17 protein-coding genes are annotated in these 17,087 nt (G+C 47.5%); 14 read left to right on the plus strand and 3 right to left on the minus strand.

Going from position 1 to position 17,087, the window contains the following annotated elements; all coding sequences use genetic code 11:
* Nucleotides 1–25 precede the first annotated feature (25 nt).
* Nucleotides 26–529, minus strand: coding sequence for a hypothetical protein (locus tag ACKI61_RS01945; RefSeq protein ID WP_407456127.1), 504 nt, complete (start codon nt 527–529; stop codon nt 26–28).
* A gap of 266 nt (nt 530–795) precedes the next feature.
* Here ACKI61_RS01945 and ACKI61_RS01950 point away from each other — a divergent pair, with 266 nt between their 5' ends.
* Nucleotides 796–1,959 (plus strand): multidrug effflux MFS transporter, encoded by a 1,164-nt coding sequence (locus ACKI61_RS01950; protein ID WP_407456128.1) that lies wholly within the window; start codon nt 796–798, stop codon nt 1,957–1,959.
* Between the two features lie 4 nt (nt 1,960–1,963).
* On the opposite strand, the gene ACKI61_RS01955 is transcribed toward ACKI61_RS01950, so the two are convergent.
* Nucleotides 1,964–3,634, minus strand: a complete 1,671-nt coding sequence (locus ACKI61_RS01955) for a Na/Pi cotransporter family protein (protein ID WP_407456129.1) — start codon at nt 3,632–3,634, stop codon at nt 1,964–1,966.
* A gap of 115 nt (nt 3,635–3,749) precedes the next feature.
* On the opposite strand from ACKI61_RS01955, the gene ACKI61_RS01960 reads away from it, so the two are divergent.
* The 8 genes from ACKI61_RS01960 to ACKI61_RS01995 all read left to right on the plus strand — a co-directional run bounded on the left by ACKI61_RS01960 (nt 3,750) and on the right by ACKI61_RS01995 (nt 8,917).
* Nucleotides 3,750–4,235 carry a cyclophilin-like fold protein gene (locus ACKI61_RS01960; protein ID WP_407456130.1) on the plus strand — a complete coding sequence of 162 codons (486 nt, stop codon included), beginning with the start codon at nt 3,750–3,752 and terminating at the stop codon, nt 4,233–4,235.
* A 92-nt stretch (nt 4,236–4,327) separates the two neighbouring features.
* On the plus strand, nt 4,328–4,654 hold the full coding sequence (locus tag ACKI61_RS01965) for an ArsR/SmtB family transcription factor (RefSeq protein ID WP_407456131.1): 327 nt from the start codon (nt 4,328–4,330) through the stop codon (nt 4,652–4,654).
* 57 nt (nt 4,655–4,711) lie between these two features.
* Complete coding sequence (locus ACKI61_RS01970) at nt 4,712–4,951, plus strand: thioredoxin family protein (RefSeq protein ID WP_072813020.1); 240 nt, start codon at nt 4,712–4,714, stop codon at nt 4,949–4,951.
* Nucleotides 4,948–5,367: an arsenate reductase ArsC gene (locus ACKI61_RS01975; RefSeq protein WP_407456132.1), complete on the plus strand. Its 420-nt coding sequence runs from the start codon at nt 4,948–4,950 to the stop codon at nt 5,365–5,367. Before ACKI61_RS01970 ends, ACKI61_RS01975 begins: the two co-directional genes overlap by 4 nt.
* A complete protein-coding gene (locus ACKI61_RS01980; protein ID WP_407456133.1) occupies nt 5,345–6,334 on the plus strand; it encodes a permease in 990 nt (329 codons plus the stop codon). The genes ACKI61_RS01975 and ACKI61_RS01980 overlap by 23 nt, the downstream gene beginning before the upstream one ends.
* Nucleotides 6,335–6,405: 71 nt before the next feature.
* Nucleotides 6,406–7,302: a phosphatase PAP2 family protein gene (locus ACKI61_RS01985; RefSeq protein WP_407456134.1), complete on the plus strand. Its 897-nt coding sequence runs from the start codon at nt 6,406–6,408 to the stop codon at nt 7,300–7,302.
* Nucleotides 7,303–7,473: 171 nt separating this feature from the next.
* On the plus strand, nt 7,474–7,806 hold the full coding sequence (locus ACKI61_RS01990) for a putative quinol monooxygenase (protein WP_072980505.1): 333 nt from the start codon (nt 7,474–7,476) through the stop codon (nt 7,804–7,806).
* Between the two features lie 73 nt (nt 7,807–7,879).
* A complete protein-coding gene (locus ACKI61_RS01995; protein WP_407456135.1) occupies nt 7,880–8,917 on the plus strand; it encodes an amidohydrolase family protein in 1,038 nt (345 codons plus the stop codon).
* Nucleotides 8,918–9,152: 235 nt separating this feature from the next.
* Here the strand turns inward: ACKI61_RS01995 and ACKI61_RS02000 are convergent, their stop codons facing one another.
* The gene (locus ACKI61_RS02000) at nt 9,153–10,124 is read right to left on the minus strand and encodes a phage exclusion protein Lit family protein (RefSeq protein WP_407456136.1); all 972 of its coding nucleotides are present in this window, start codon (nt 10,122–10,124) and stop codon (nt 9,153–9,155) included.
* Nucleotides 10,125–10,361: 237 nt separating this feature from the next.
* On the opposite strand from ACKI61_RS02000, the gene ACKI61_RS02005 reads away from it, so the two are divergent.
* The 5 genes from ACKI61_RS02005 to ACKI61_RS02025 form a co-directional block, all read left to right on the plus strand.
* Nucleotides 10,362–11,924 (plus strand): type I restriction-modification system subunit M, encoded by a 1,563-nt coding sequence (locus ACKI61_RS02005; protein WP_407456137.1) that lies wholly within the window; start codon nt 10,362–10,364, stop codon nt 11,922–11,924.
* A gap of 1 nt (nt 11,925) precedes the next feature.
* Nucleotides 11,926–12,522, plus strand: coding sequence for a HEPN domain-containing protein (locus tag ACKI61_RS02010; protein WP_407456138.1), 597 nt, complete (start codon nt 11,926–11,928; stop codon nt 12,520–12,522).
* Nucleotides 12,519–13,760, plus strand: a complete 1,242-nt coding sequence (locus ACKI61_RS02015; RefSeq protein ID WP_407456139.1) for a restriction endonuclease subunit S — start codon at nt 12,519–12,521, stop codon at nt 13,758–13,760. Before ACKI61_RS02010 ends, ACKI61_RS02015 begins: the two co-directional genes overlap by 4 nt.
* A gap of 15 nt (nt 13,761–13,775) precedes the next feature.
* Nucleotides 13,776–16,889: a type I restriction endonuclease subunit R gene (locus ACKI61_RS02020; RefSeq protein WP_407456140.1), complete on the plus strand. Its 3,114-nt coding sequence runs from the start codon at nt 13,776–13,778 to the stop codon at nt 16,887–16,889.
* A gap of 51 nt (nt 16,890–16,940) precedes the next feature.
* Nucleotides 16,941–17,087, plus strand: a 147-nt coding sequence (locus ACKI61_RS02025) for a GIY-YIG nuclease family protein (RefSeq protein WP_407456142.1), incomplete at its 3' end; no start/stop codon positions are given.

Below are 17,087 nucleotides of genomic sequence, written 5' to 3' on the forward strand. Positions count from 1 at the left end.
AAAGATAGATAAAATTATTTACGACTCAGTTAGAAACAGCGACTTCCCGGCGTGCGTCGCGGTACTTGTGCAGGCCTAGCATCACGCGGCGGGCAATCGGCTGCGCGATCAAGATTTCTACCGCAAGCGAAATGGCAAAGTTGCGAGGCCACTTGTAAAAGAAGTTTACCAGCGGCTCCATTGTAATTTCGCGGTTTCCGACCCAGGTACCTATAATCGTCAAGATGATGGACATCAGGAAAACCGTGCACATGATGTTGAGTGTAATCACTGCGTGGAAGCTGTCGCCTTTCTGCGTGAGCCTTGAAGTCAGGAATGCCGCAGGCTTGTACGTGACAAGAACTGTCGCGATGACGCACGGCCAGAGTATCGGCATAATCGGGAATACGTGCGCCCAACTTTCCATGCTAAAGCCCATCTCGAAACAGGTGATGAGCGGCGCGATGATGTTCATCGAGATAATCGAAAGCGTCACGAGAAAAAGGGTGAATTCGCGTTTGCCGCGCGGGAGTTTCATGTAAAAGTCCATTTTAACCTCTTTTGTTGCGGGCCCTGCGCAATAAAAAAGGCGCAAAACCCTGATGTTTGAGTTTCACGCTGAACCATTATACGCAATGAAATTTCGTGCCCATAAATAAAAATTTTTTTTGGCTTTGTCAAGAACTTGCCAACGGAAAAATTTTTTCCTAAATTCGCTTGCGAAATCAACGTGTAGCGGTCCCGCATAAGTCCAGTTGTAAGGCTTTGCGGGCTTTTTTTTATGGCGATTCTATGCAGCTTCGCCAAGAGGAATATATGAGCGGAAAACAGAAATTCACTTTCCTTATGCTGTTGCTAGGCTTGCTTTCGGCGTTCGGTCCCTTCGTGACGGACCTTTACTTGCCGGCCCTCCCGAGCCTGGCCGACTACTTTGCGGCAAGCCCCTCGATGGCACAGCTGAGCCTCACCATGAGCATGCTCGGACTTTCGGTGGGGCAGCTCTTTGTAGGCCCGCTGAGCGACAAGTACGGCCGCAAAAAGTTGTTGCTAGTTTGTCCGTTGCTTTTTGTTTGCGGGACTGTCGCCTGCATTGTCGCGCCGAACATCGTAACTTTCAATGTGTTCCGCCTGCTGCAGGGCATGGCGGCGTCCGGCGGCATCGTGATTGCCCGTTCCATTTCGGCGGATTCCTACCGTGGTCCAGTGCTAACCAAGTTCCTTGCGATGGTGAGCGCTGTGAACGGAGTCGCCCCGATTGTAGCCCCGGTGCTAGGCGGATTCTTGCTGAATTTCATGAGCTGGAAGGGAACTTTTGCGGTGTTGCTTCTGTACGGTGCATTGCTGCTCTTTATGTCAGGGAAATTCCAGGAATCGCTCCCTGTAAAACGCCGCAGCAAAAAGTCTGTCTTGGCAAGCTTTAGCTTGTACATAAAGGTATTCAAGAACCGCACCTACGTTTCATATTTCTTGGTATGCACGTTCCCAATGGTCATCTTGTTCGGGTATATCGCGTCGTCGCCGTTCATTTACCAGAAAATCTACGGACTTTCGCCTGTGGGCTTCAGCCTCTGCTTTGCGCTGAATGCCGTTTTCACGGCCATCGGTTGCGCGTTGTCGGGTAAAGTCGGCAGCGAATTCAAGGCCCTGAAAATCGCAGGCGCGGGGATGCTCGTTTTCGCGATTGCCGTTGCTGCCGCCCTCATGATGCATGCGGTTCTCCCGCTTCTGCAGGTCGCCTTCATGGGGCTTACGTTCATGTTCGGCATGAGTCAGCCCCCGGCAAACGCATTAGCTTTGAATGCGGAACGCGCAAATGCAGGCACCGCAGCCGCGGCCATCGGGGCATCGGGCTTCTTGATGGGCGGAATCGTCTCTCCGCTGGTGGGCATGGGGGACATTGCCACAAGTGCATCAATCGTGCTTCTTGTGGGCGCGGTGTTGACGCTTGGATCGGTATTAGTAATAAGGTCTGGGCGATAATTTTTTACGCTCGGCGCTCTCCCATGAGCCTTGCCATGGTAAAGCAGCTGTCGCCCATCTTTTCGATTTTCCGTACGATGTCGATGTAAAGGAGTTCCGCCTTGACGTTGTTCCCTTCTTCGAGTCGTTTGCGGGCCACCTTCTTGAGCGCTGTCCGTTCGTTGTCGATGCGCTCTTCCAGGTCTCGGGCCGTGGCAAACTGTTCGGCAGAAAGTTCGCCGTCCATCGTGCCCAGGTGGCTGTGCACAAGGTTCAGCAACTGCTGTACAAGCCCGATGTAGGGGAAAAGCCGTTCCCTGTCTTCGGGGAGTATAGACAAATTCTTTTCGGCCACGCGCTTGATGAACAGCGCCACGGTAAGGCACTCGTCCGAGAGGGCTTCCAGTTCCGTGACAATGGAGAGCATGGAGTTGATGTCGTTCATCTGGAATTCAAGCAGGTTCAGTTTTTGGCACTTCAAAAGGTACGATGTCAACTGCTCCTGCATCTGGTCCAGGTAGCCTTCTTCCTTTTCTAGCCAGTCGTAGTGGTTTGCGACAAATTCCTTCGGGTCTCCGGCAAGGCCGTTCTGGATGCGGGTGAACATTTCCACTGTGTTGTCGGCCATGTTCTGGATTTCCTTTCGCACCGAAACCAGCGGGATGGTCGCCGATTCGTGGGCGGCGAGATCCGGGAACGGGAAGGTGTAAACGGCGGGGATATCTTCGGGGGAATCCTTGATGATTTTTTTCGTAAGCCTTGCCACCTGCGTCGTGAAGGGGAGGAACAGGAGCGTTCCGGCCACGTTGAAAATCGTATGGAGCATGGCGATGTGGTAGGTGATGGCAACTTCGGCACGACCCGGAGTAATAAAGTCGACGATTATGGTGAGTTGTTTCAGGAATATCAGGGCGAGTATGGCCGTGACGCTATTGAAAATCACGTGGACCAGGGCCGTGCGACGCGCGTTGTCCTTAGAACCGAAGGCCGCCATGATGGAATCCACCGTGGAGCCGATGTTGCTCCCGATGACAAGGGCTGCAGAAAATTCCCAGGTCAAAAGACCGTTGTACGCCATGGTGATGACGATTGCCGTCATGGCGGAAGACGAATGGATGAGCGCCGTTACGGCGATGCCGATAGCGACCGCGATGGGGAAACTCCAGAATCCCAAATCCTGGACTCGCCCCAGGAAGGACATGTTTTCCGCGTTCAGCGAAACCGCTTCGGAAAGCCACCCCAGCGCAACAAACATCAGGGAAAATCCCATGACGGCATGCCCGAGGTTTTCTTTCCTGAATTTCTTGAGCACAGTCAGCAGGTAGCCGATGCCGAAAATCGGCACTGCCAGGGCGGAAATCTTGAAATCGAACCCGAACAGGGCCACAATCCAGGCGGTAATCGTGGTACCGATGTTTGCGCCGAAAATGACCGCCACGGACTGTTCTAGGGTGAGCAGGCTCGCATTCACGAAGGAGACCACCATCACTGTCGTCGCGCCCGACGACTGGATGAGCATGGTCAGGGCGCAACCGGTAAACAGACCGAAGAATCGGTTGCGGGTCATGAAGGAGAGTGCTTTTTGCAGTTTTTCGCCGGCGGATTTCTGAATGCCGTCGCTAAGGAGTTTCATCCCGAAAAGAAGGACGCAAAGGCTTCCAAGAATATTGAAAACCATTCCGAGAATTGTAGTCATAAGCCTCGTAAAGGGGTTGTTGGACTTGCTCTAAAAATAGCAATTACGATTCTTACATTAAACATATTTAATTCTTCGTTATCGAAATGCAAGCACAATTATTTATATTGTGTATATGCGAAACTTTGTCCTTGTAGCGTTGTTCTTTCTCGTGGCCTGCAGCGATGCTGCGAGCCATTCGACGCAGCCTGAAACTCAGACGCCGAAATCGTCCGCCAGTTCAACAACAAAAGTGGGGGAGGCCCCCGTGAAACTCAAGATCCATGTGAACGACACCACCTTCACGGCAACGCTCGAAGAAAATTCCTCCGCCAAGGCCTTCGTCGAATTCCTTGCGCAAGGCGACCTCACGCTCGACATGCACGACTACGGCAGTTTCGAGAAGGTGGCCGACCTGCCGCGCAGTTTCCCGCGTAACGACAAGCAAATCGACACAGACGCAGGCGACATCATCCTCTACCAGGGCAATTCCATCACCATTTACTACGACAAGAATTCCTGGAACTTCACGCGCCTCGCACGTATCGACAACGTAAACAAGAAACGCCTCCAGCAGATCCTCGGAAAAGGGAACGTAAAGGCGACATTCTCGGTGGAATAAACGTTTTCTTGTCACCTCAAGAAAAATACAATTATTCTCTTGCTTTTCAAAAATAATGTTTGTATATTTACGAACAACGAACAGGAACCGAAATGGCAAAAAAAAGCAAATACTGTGAAGAAACCGAGACCTTGGCGAGGTATGCCAAGGCTTTGGCGCATCCCGCACGCATAAGTATCATGCAGTTCTTGGCCAAGCGCAATACCTGTTATTTTGGCGATATCCACGAAGAATTGCCCATTGCGAAGGCCACGGTTAGCCAGCATTTAAAGGAACTAAAAGAGGCCGGTTTGATTCAGGGTGAAATCGAAACGCCCAAGGTCAAGTACTGCATAAACAAAAAGAACTGGAAAAAGGCCCAGGCATTGTTTAGTGATTTCTTCAATAAAGATTTTTGCAATAGGAAATGCGATTGCTAAAAAATTTTGTCACATATGTTCGTTATTCTACGAACTACAAACAAAAAAGAGGAAAAAATGAAAAACATAAAAATACTCATGAGCCAGTGTGGCTGCAACATTGCTTTCGCCGAATCTGTTGAAAAAATCGTTAAGGAATCGGGCCTAGAAGCTTCAGTTTCCCGCATTGACGATGTTGTCCAAATGCTTCCGTACAATGTCATGACTTTACCCGCGCTTGTTGTCGATGAACGGCTTGTGTCCACAGGTAAAATTAGCGAAGATAAAATAAAAGAACTTATCAAAGGTGAAATATGAAGATACTCTTTCTTTGTACAGGCAACAGGTGCCGTAGCCAAATGGCCGAAGGATTTCTCAAGGCTCTGGATTCGTCGTTGACCGTATGTTCTGCAGGAACGTTTCCGGCAAAGAACGTGCATCCGACTGCAATCGAAGTGATGAAGGAACGAGGGGTTAACATTTCCCTTAATAAGCCAAAAAATGTATCGCAGTACCTTGATACATCGTGGGACTACGTTGTCACCGTCTGCGACAAGGCGAAAGAAAGTTGTCCGATTTTTTTTGGGGGTGTCAAGAACAAAATTCATCTTGGCTTTGATGATCCTGACGCGTTCAGAGGGACTGAAACCGAAATTCTGCAGGAATTTCGTCGTGTAAGGGATGAAATAGACACGGCAGTAAGGGCTTTCTATGATACAATCATTCGCCGATAATCTTGTTTACAACATCATTGGATTGGATGGCTCGTCTCCTTTGGGCTCGACGATAAATTTCTTCGTTTACGACAGCCTCAAAATTATCCTGATATTGCTTTTTATTAGTTTCCTGATGGGGCTGCTGAATACATTTTTCCCGATTGAGGCGATTCGCAATTTTTTGTCGTCGCATCGTTTGTACGGAGTCCAATATTTCCTCGCCGCAATCTTCGGAGCGATTACCCCTTTCTGCTCATGTTCCAGTATTCCCCTGTTCATCGGTTTTGTCAGGGGCGGCATCCCCCTTGGCGTCACGTTCAGTTTTCTTATAACATCGCCACTTGTAAACGAGGTCGCTGTTGCTATGCTTGCGGGAACATTCGGATTGAAAGTGACTGTGATTTATGTAAGTTCCGGCGTGTTTCTTGGAACATTTTTAGGGATGTTCCTGGAACGGTTCAAGCTGGAAAGATTTCTAAGCGATTGGGTGAAAAATTTGCAGCGGACAAACGAATCCGTCAACAACGATGCAAAGCCATGTAGCCTTAAGCAAAGATTCGTTCAAGTACTGCAGAAAATACCCCAAGTAGCAAGGGATGCCCTTGGTGTAACGCGTTCGGTTTTGCCCTATGTGCTTGCAGGCATTGCGATCGGCGCTGTAATGCACGGTTATGTTCCTTCGGGATTTTTTGGAGAATACCTGTCAAAAGACAAATGGTTTGCCGTTCCCCTGGCGGTAATTCTTGCTGTTCCCATGTACGCAAATGCAGCTGGAGTTATTCCCATTGTCGAGGTTCTTGTTCAAAAGGGTGTCGCTCTTGGCACGGCGCTTGCCTTTATGATGGCCGTTGTGGGACTCTCGCTCCCCGAAGCCATGCTTTTAAAAAAGGTCATGACACTTAAGCTGATATTTGTCTTTTTCGGAACGGTTACAGCGGCAATCATCGTTCTTGGGATCGGTTACAATCTTTCTATAAGTTCCTGATTATTTAGTTTGTATATTTTATAAGGATGTATTTACGGAATATAGCGACATTTAAAAAGATATTGGTGCTTGTGCTGTTCACGGCATTCGCAAGTTTCGCGCATGCCGATGGTTCGACAGGCTCACCAACCAGTAAGGTCACTGAGCTAGCCGAAGTGACTGCAATCGTTGCGACTGAACAGACCGCAGATTCCGTAACCTCGGTGAGTGTTGATAACGTGCCCAAGCTTTCTCCGTTCGATCACCTGGGCCATAACATGTTGCTGAGTGCGTTCGGCTGGCCGCTCGGGTTCCACATGCTCGGCGGAGCGCTTACGTACAAGTTCTCGATGGAAAATAACGACTTGATGGTGGCCCGTTTTGCGGCCCGTCAGGACCAACTTGTTTACGGCATCGCGTTCACTCCCGGCATGATGATGGGGACGTTCTTTCCGATACTCGTTCCCGGCTACATGTACTTTATCAGCGACAACCGTGCGTTGAACAACACTGGTGCCGTCGCCGTGCAGGCTACTGCCGTGGCGTTCCTCTACAACAATATTCTCAAGGCTATTTCGGCCCGCGAGCACCCTGACGCGGAACTCAACAGCGGCGAGCGTTCCCGCGATTTCAAATGGGGATTTTTTAGGCGAGGAGTATTTTACGGCTGGCCCTCGGGGCATTCCATGACCAACGCGGCCATGGCCATGAGCATCGCAAGCTACAACCGCGACAAGCCCCTCGTCGTGGCGGGCTGCGCCCTGTATGCAGGCTACATCGCGACAAGCATGGTGCTCGGCGCAAAAGGGGAGGCCCACTGGTTCTCCGACGCCGTCGCGGGCACCCTAATGGGGGCCTCCATCGGCTGGTACATCGGCAGCGTGTTTTACAAGGAAAAGGTCGGCGAAAAGCAGACCCCGCCCAAGGTCACCATCGCCCCGCTATTTTACAGCGATACCAAAGGCGCCGTGCTCAGCGTGAGAATTTAAGTTTCCACTATGCGTCACACGCATACTGAGCATGAAAATTAAGCATTTTGTGCATACTCCGAAAATATTTATATTATATGCAAAGCATTTCGGAGTGGCAAAATGAAACTCAAGTTTTTAACGCTATTTTCAATCCTTGCGCTCGCTGCGAGCGTGTTTGCGGAGAGTGCCATGAGCAACATTACGGTAAACCTGCGCTATACGGGTAAGAACGGGGCGGCAAAGAAATTCGCCGAAGAGATGGTCTCTAGCGGGACGGTGGCGAAAATCCGTGCCGAGAAGGGCAACATCCGCTACGAATATTTCCAGTCGCTGGACGATCCCGAAACCATCTTGCTGATTGACGCGTGGGAAAGCCAGGCCGCCATCGACGTGCACCACGCTTCGCCAATGATGAAGACGATTGCGAAACTCCGCGACAAGTACGACTTGAAAATGACTGTCGAACGCTACACGCCTGACAACACCATGCCCAAGACCGACGAAAAGTTCATCAGGAAGTAGTCCGATGAAATCGAAGAATGGCTGGAAGACGTTCTGCACCCGTAACCCATAGTCGACCATCATCGGGATTGCCATGAATTTTAAGAATTACTTAACTGCAAGCGTTGTTTTGACCGCATTCCTGACCGCGGCTGCCTTTGCCGGCGGTGCCATCGACGTTCATTCCCACGTGATTCCTGCGGATTATTTGGCCAATTTGCAAAAGCATAACGCTCTGCTGGACGAAGGTTTTCCGCTCCCCAAGTGGGACGTGAGCGCCCATCTGAAATGGATGGACGAGGCTCAGGTGCAAACCTCTGTTTTGACGCTGGCTGCCCCGCAGCCCTATTTCGGCGATGCAAACGAAAGCGCCTCCATCATCCGCAAGGTGAACGAGGTCGGTGCATCCTTGAAAAAGCAACACCCCGGCCGGTTCATGTACTGCGCGGCACTCCCGCTGCCCGACGTGAAAAAGTCCTTCGCCGAAGCAGCTTACGCCCTCGATACGCTCAAGGCCGACTGCATCAAGCTTGCGACCAACGTAAAGGGGCAGTACCTGGGCGCGCCCGAACTGGACCCCCTGTTTGACTATCTGGACAAAAAGCACGCCGTCGTGATTCTGCACCCGCACAGGCCGGAGCCCGTCAACAAGGACGTGATGAAGCAGACCCCGCTGGCCATGCAGGAATACCTTTCCGAAACCACCCGTGCCGTCACCAACATGATTTCCAGGAATGTGCTGGCCCACTACCCGAACGTGAAAGTGGTGGTGCCCCATTGCGGTGCATACCTCCCGCTCGCGTTGCCCCGCATGAAGTCGCTGATACCCGTGATGCAGCAAAACAAGCTCATCGGGAAAATCGACTGGGAAAAGAACCTGGCATCGCTCTATTACGACCTTGCCGGAGCGCATTCCGCGGAGACCATCCGCATGATGCTTACCATCACCACGCCCGACCACTTGCTTTACGGCTCCGATTACCCCTACGTGGCGCCCAAGGTGCTTACCGCGAGCATCGAACGGCTCAAGGCCTACCTGAAAAAAGAGGCCGACCTTGCGCCCTATTACGACATGATTCTTGAAGGCAACGCCCGCGTGCTGTTTGTCGATAAGGCGTCCAGCGGGAAATAATTTGACGGAAAACACCCTGCTTTGACGTTCCCTTGCAAAGCTTGCCAATAAGGCCATGGAGGGGAGGGGAAAGTCTTCCCCTCGCTCGCACTTTGTTGCTCGCTACCCCTTCTCCTAGGGGTCCGACCCCTAAAACCCGGGAAATCGCGGACTAAAAAAGGCCAAGCGCGTGAACGCCCAGCCCATTGTAGAGGAAATTGATAAGGTTTTGAAGAAATACAGAATTAAAGGAGAATCATCCATCTAATTCTTGCTTAAATCTTTTTATCACGGCGTCAAAATATGATTTTGGCGTGTCATATTCCTTTTCAAAAATTTCCTCAAATTTAAATTCATTAAACCAAATTAAAATACCATAAGCGGCAATCATCCATGTAATGCTCTCATCTGCTAATTGCATTTTATTCAACGCATTAAGCAATCTATCTTCTGTATTTGGATGAATTACATCATCCCTCCCTGCTAAGGAATCTAATAAACACAACGAAATTAAGGCAAGTACCATGCCATTCTTTGCAGTCTCTAATTCCTGCGGTATATCAAACTGATATGCAAGGCTCTTTTCTATAGCAAAATCATCGGCATCTTTTTCCTGTTGAATAGAAGGGGCGCTGTTCAAATGCCAAAGCAAAAGATGTCCAACTTCGTGATAAAGTATAAAACACATCCCATAGCAGAATAAAGCGTTGGCTTGAAGCACAATCGCACTTTCATCTTCCGGTTTCGCACAATCCTCCGGCCATTTTTTTACGATTTCCTTCAAATTTCTTCCAAAATTCCAAAGTTTCAATGCCAATTTTGCACCAGGCTCATCAAAATTTAGCTTTCCATCAAAATCATCTGATTGAGTTTTAATTGCATAGCAATTATCATATGTATAAAGTACGAAATAACATAAACTCCAGAGTAAAGGGAGAAAGGTTTCATAAACGCTTATATAGCGTTCGTCTTTATCTTCTTCCCATGAAATTTCTGCAACATTATGTATTCCGCATCCATCACAAACATAATGGATAGTTTGCTTAAAGTTTTGCATTTCTTCAGCCTCTTTTAGTTTATATCTAATCGAGGGGCATATTTTATAGAAAATCGGAATTATAGAATCAACAACATTTCTTATTTCTGGGAAAGACATTTCACCCTCATTTTCAAATGAAATAAACTCTCTCAAAAATTTCATTATTTCCTCTGGATTTTCTTGTTCCATATTTTTCCTTCGCTTCTAACGCTTTCCCCAAAACAAGATCCGCCTGGCAAAAGGGGGTGTTCTCTTGCCAGGCGTCCATATACACCTCGCCCGAATTATACACAAATTCCTCAAAAAAAGTACATTTTTTGGCGAAATTTTACAAAATTCAGCGATTTGCCGATTCTTTGGCAATTTGTGACAGTCCGATTTGTTTATATTTCCAAAAAAACAAAGGCACTTCAAGGGATTCTCAAAATGGCTGACAACAAGAAAGAGCAGGAACGGGCTGAGCTGCACCGCGCTATCTGGAACATTGCCAATGACCTTCGCGGTTCAATCGACGGATGGGACTTCAAGCAGTATGTGCTTGGGATGCTCTTTTACCGATATATTTCTGAAAACTTGACGAACTACATCAATCAATCGGAAAGAGAAACGGGTGATAAGGATTTCAATTACGCCGACTTGAGCGACAAAGAAGCGAAACAGGCCAAAGACCAGATGGTCCAGGAAAAAGGCTTCTTCATGCTGCCTAGCCATCTCTTTTGCAACGTGCTGAAAAAGGCTGAAGACGACGAGAATCTGAACATGACCTTAGAAAGCGTGTTCACCTACGTAGAAGAATCCGCTAAGGGTACAGACTCCGAAGAAGACTTTGCTGGGCTTTTCGACGACTTCGATGTGAACAGCAACAAGCTCGGAAAAACGGTCGCACAAAAATGCGATAAGCTGGTGAAGCTGATGAAGGGCGTTGCCGAAATGAAACTGGGCAGTTACCAGGACAACACTATCGACGCATTCGGTGACGCTTATGAATTTCTAATGTCCATGTACGCAAGCAATGCAGGAAAATCAGGCGGTGAGTTTTTCACACCGCAGGAAGTTTCCGAACTGCTGGTACGCATCGCTGTTTACGGCAAAAAGAACATCAAAAAAATTTACGACCCTGCAAGCGGTTCAGGTTCCTTGCTGTTGAAAGCCCGTAAAGTTCTAGGCCCCAACGGAGTGCGTAAAGGCTTCTTTGGACAGGAAATCAACCTCACGACATACAACCTTTGCCGCATCAACATGTTCTTGCATGATGTGGGCTATGAGAAATTCGACATTGCTCTTGGTGACACGCTAGTTGACCCAAAACACTGGGACGATGAGCCTTTTGAAGCAATCGTTTCCAATCCACCATATTCCATCAAGTGGGCTGGAGATAGCGATGCGACTCTGATAAACGACCCGCGTTATGCGCCAGCAGGTGTCTTGGCGCCTAAGTCAAAAGCTGACCTCGCTTTCGTGATGCACATCCTCAAGTGGCTCTCCACCGACGGGACCGCAGCCGTGGTGTGCTTCCCTGGCATCATGTACCGTGGCGGAGCAGAACAGAAAATTCGTCAATATCTCGTTGACAATAACTTTGTCGATTGCATTATCCAGTTGCCTGACAACCTTTTCTTCGGAACATCTATTGCCACTTGCGTCATGGTTCTTAAGAAGAACAAGACTGACAACAAAATCCTTTTCTTGGACGCAAGCAACGAATGCGTCAAGGTGACAAATTCTAATAAGCTCACTGACGACAACATCGAAAACATCATTGGATGCTGGGCAGACCGCAAGAACAAGAAACACTCCGCGAAGCTGGTCACAATCGACGATGTTGTGGAACAGGATTACAACCTTTCTGTCTCTACATACGTTGAGCAAAAGGACTCTCGCGAAAAGGTTGACATTGTTCAGCTTAACAGGGAACTTGCGGAAATCGTCAAGAAAGAGGATGCTCTTCGCAAGGCGATAGACAAGATTATAGCCGATTTGGAGAAGTGATATGAGCAAGTCATTAGAGAAATTCTCCAACGGCATTGAAGATGCTAGGAATATGTTGGCGATTTACGATTGCCACAACTCAAGCGAAAATGAGGAAATAATCAAGGGCTTGTATAAAGGCAAATTGCCTGATATTGATGTGTTGAAACGGTTCAGCTTTACCTTGGCTTTCACTGCATTTGAAACCTACATTGAAGACCTTGTAAGGGAAATTGAGCAAAAGCAGATTACTCCTAATTCTACAGAGAAGAACGAAAAAATGCTGGAGCGGTTTCACAACCCCAATACCGAGAACATCCGCAACCTTTACAAGAGCTGGTTCTGCATTGAGGATGTGACCTGCCGTTGGTCTTTTGACGGAATGAATAGGGAACAAGTCTGCAAGAAGCTAGATGACTATATCCGTAACCGTGGCGAAATCGTACACCGTTTGAAAGAAGACAATGTGCCAGATGTTGCCAAGAAAGATAATGTGGTCAAGTGTGTCAATTTCCTTGACAAACTCGCAAGATGTATGGATGAGTATATTGCAAGTGATGAATGGGTTGAAGGCGCTCGCAAGAAAAGGGCCGAAAAGGCACAAGGGGGCAACAAATGAGCAAGATAGATGATTTGTTGAAGAAGTATTGCCCCAATGGGGTTGAAGTCGGAACTCTTGGAGAACTTGGCGAGTTTTATGGTGGACTCACAGGCAAATCGAAAGAAGACTTCAAAGATGGTAATGCAAAATTCATTACCTATATGAATGTGTATTCCAATCTGAAATTGAACCTGAAGACAGACGAAAAGGTGAAAATCTCGGACGGTGAAAAGCAACACACCATCGAATACGGGGACATTCTGTTTACGGGTTCATCCGAAACTCCTGATGAGTGCGGTATGTCCTCGGTTCTATGCGATATAACATCAGAAAAACTTTATCTTAACAGTTTTTCTTTTGGATTTAGATTTTTCGATAAAAAACTTTTTGAACCTGAATTTACTAAATATCTTTTCCGTTCAAACGACCTTCGTAAACAAATTATAAAGACCGCTAGTGGTGTTACAAGATTTAATGTTTCAAAAGAACGAATGAAAAAGGTCGTCATCCCAATTCCGCCCATAGAAGTACAAAAAGAAATAGCTCATATATTGGATAGCTTTACAGAGCTTACAGCGGAGCTTACAGCGGAGCTTTCGGCGCGAAAGAAACAGTATGCATATTACCGTGATGAACTGCTGACTTTCGAGAATGACGTATCTGTTATAACTAAAACAATTGGCGAGATTTCACTTTTTCGTCGTGGTTCTTTTCCTCAGCCATATGGAAAAGCAGAATGGTACGATGGCGATGGGGCTATGCCGTTTGTTCAAGTTGCAGATATTGGCGAAGACATGCGTTTGGTTGACGATACAAAAAGAAAGATATCAAAGGTTGCCCAACCGAAAAGTGTCTTTGCCCCTAAAGGATCAATTATAATTAGCTTGCAAGGAAGTATTGGTAGAATAGCAGTCACGCAATTTGATGCATACATAGACAGAACTGTTGCAATTTTTCAGGATATTTCAAAGGAATTGCATCCCAAATATTTCGTATATCAATTACAACGGGTTTTCGCACAGAAGGAGAAAACCGCAAGGGGCGGCACCATTAAGACTATCACAAAAGAAGAATTCACAGAATTTCCAATTGATATTCCCCCATTTGCTGTCCAGCAGCGCATTGTCAACATCCTCGACAATTTCGATGCCATCTGTTCTGACCTGCAAAGCGGTCTCCCTGCCGAAATCGAAGCCCGTAAGAAGCAATACGAATATTACAGGGATAAGCTGCTGTCCTTTCAGCCGCTTACCTGAAAAGGAGCATCCACCATGCCTTACTTTAACATCGTTGCCCAGACAACTGAAAATACGGTCGTCACGGAATACGAATCGGCGGCGAAGCGTGCGGAAGGCTATCAAAGCGAAGCGGCGCTGGAAAAGGAATTCATTGAAATGCTTTGTGCGCAGGGATATGAATACCTTTCTTTCCATACGGAAACGGAACTGATTTTAAACCTTCGCAAGCAATTGGAAAAGCTGAACGGCTATCAGTTTTCGGATAATGAATGGAAGCGTTTTTTCAGTGATTGCATTGCCAATGCCAATGATGGCATTGTGGAAAAGACCCGCAAGATTCAGGAAGACAATGTGCAGGTGCTGAAGCGGGATGATGGCACATCCAAGAATATCACGCTGATTGATAAACGGAACATCCACAATAATTTCCTTCAGGTGATCAATCAGTATCAGATCAGCCAGGCACAAGGGGCGAAGCATGATAACCGCTATGATGTGACCATTCTGGTGAATGGCTTTCCGCTGGTGCATGTGGAACTGAAGCGGCGTGGTGTTGCCATCCGGGAAGCGTTCAACCAAATCAACCGTTACCAGCGGGATTCTTTCTGGGCTGGCTGCGGCTTGTTTGAATATGCCCAGATCTTTGTGATCTCCAATGGCACGAATACCAAATATTATTCCAACAGCACCCGCAATAATGCCATCAAGGATGCTGGTGCTGCTGCCCAGAAGAAGGGAAAAACCAGCAATAGCTTTGAATTCACTTCTTATTGGGCTGATGCCAATAACCGGGTGATTCCGGATCTGGTGGACTTCACAAAAACCTTCTTCGCCCGGCATACCATTCTGAATATCCTCACCAAGTATTGCATTTTCACATCGGAAAATATGCTGATGGTGATGCGTCCGTATCAGATTACGGCAACGGAACGCATCCTGAACCGCATTGAAATTGCCAACAATTATAAGAAGTATGGGCATGTGGCTGGCGGCGGCTATATTTGGCATACCACGGGTTCTGGCAAGACGCTCACATCCTTCAAAACAGCCCGCCAAGCTTCGCTTTTGCCTTATATCGATAAGGTGCTTTTTGTGGTTGACCGCAAGGATCTGGACTATCAGACCATGAAGGAATATGACCGCTTTGAAAAAGGCGCTGCCAACAGCAACACCAGTTCTGCCATTCTGAAGCGACAGTTGGAGGATGATAATGCCCGCATCATCATCACCACCATTCAGAAGCTGGCTACCTTCATCAAGAAGAACCCCGGACATGAAGCGTATCAGAAACATGTGGTGATCATCTTTGACGAATGCCACCGCAGCCAGTTTGGTGATATGCATAAGGCCATCGTCAAGAGCTTCAAAAAGTACCATCTGTTTGGCTTCACGGGTACGCCTATCTTTGCACTGAATGCTGGGTCTTCCCGCAATCCTGAATTCATGACCACGGAACAGACCTTTGGCGATCAGCTGCATACCTATACCATTGTGGATGCCATCAATGATAAGAATGTGTTGCCCTTCCGTGTTGATTATTTCAAGACAATGGACAATAACCCGGATGTGGATGATAAGGAAGTATGGGATATTGACCGGGAAAAAGCGTTCATGGCACCCCAGCGCATCAAGCTGGTGACGGAATATATCCTGAATCATTTCGATCAGAAAACCTATCGCGGCGATAAAAGCTATATTTTCAATACCCTGACCAATATCGCTGAAGTGGCGTCCGCCGCCCATGGAGCAGTGGAAGAAATCAAACAAAAGCAGCGCATCAGTGGCTTCAACTCTATTTTCTGTGTGTCTTCTGTGCCGATGGCAAGGCTGTATTATCAGGAATTCAAAAAGCAGATGGCGGCTGATCCTACGAAGAAACTGCGAATTGCCACTATTTACAGTTATGGGGCGAATGAAGCGGAATCGGATGGCATTCTGGACGAAGAAAACAGCGAAGACACCAGCGCATTGGATGCCAGCAGCCGGGACTTCCTGGAAGAAGCGATCCGGGATTACAATGAAATGTTCCATACCAATTATTCTACGGACAGTGACCGCTTCCAAAGCTATTACAAAGATGTATCCCTGCGCATGAAAAACAAGGAACTGGATTTGCTGATCGTGGTGAATATGTTCCTGACGGGCTTTGATGCCACCACGCTGAATACCCTGTGGGTGGATAAGAACCTGAAAATGCATGGGCTGATCCAGGCATTCAGCCGTACCAACCGCATCCTTAACAGCATCAAAACCTTTGGCAATATCGTATGCTTCCGCAATCTGAAAAAGCGTGTGGATGCTGCCATTGCCCTGTTTGGCGATAAGAATGCCAGCGGCATTGTGTTGATGCGCAAGTTTGAGGATTATTATTATGGCTACACGGATGAAGAAAACAAGCTGCATCCTGGCTATGTGGACATGATCAATGATCTGACGGAAAAATTTCCGCTGGCTGTGCCGCAGATTATTGGCGAACAGCATCAGAAGGATTTTATCGTTCTCTTTGGTGCTCTCCTGCGCATGCGGAATCTGCTCTGCTCCTTTGATGATTTCAAGGGGAAGGAATTGATTTCAGAACGGGATTTGCAGGACTATTTGGGACGCTATCAGGATTTGCGGGATGAATGGCGTGGTAAGCGGCTGGATGGCGAAAAAGAAGATATCACGGATGATATTATCTTTGAAATTGAACTGATCAAGCAGATTGAAATCAATATTGACTACATCTTGATGTTGGTGAAAAAGTATCATGATTCTCATTGCCAGGATAAAGAAGTGCTGATTTCCATTCAAAAGGCTGTTGATGCCAGCCCGGAACTGCGCAGCAAAAAGGAATTGATTGAAACCTTTATTGATGGCATCAATGATGTGGACAATATCATGGAAGAATGGCGTAGGTATGTAGCAGAGAACAAGGAAAGGGAATTGGCACGGATCATTCAGGAAGAAAACCTGAAAGACACCGAAACCAGAAAGTATATCGATAATGCATTCCGAGATGGCGAACTAAAAACCACCGGGACGGATATTGATAAACTGATGCCACCCGTTTCCCGCTTTGGTGGAGGCAATCGTGCAAAGAAGAAACAAGGAATTATTGAACAGCTGAAAGCATTCTTTGAAAAATTCTTTGGGATTGGCGGCTAATGCAGCAAAGATCATAAATTGATTATGATATTCCTAAGGAGAGATATTAAGATGAACAAAGGCTTTATCTACATTTTCACTAATCCGTCATTTCCTCAATATGTGAAAATCGGATATGCTACCGATGTGAAGCAGCGCTTGGATGATCTGAACCGCAGTACGGCTGTGCCTTTCGCTTTTCGTGTATATGCAACCTAT

Origin of the sequence: Fibrobacter sp. (assembly GCF_045601785.1) — a bacterium.
Lineage (GTDB): Bacteria > Fibrobacterota > Fibrobacteria > Fibrobacterales > Fibrobacteraceae > Fibrobacter.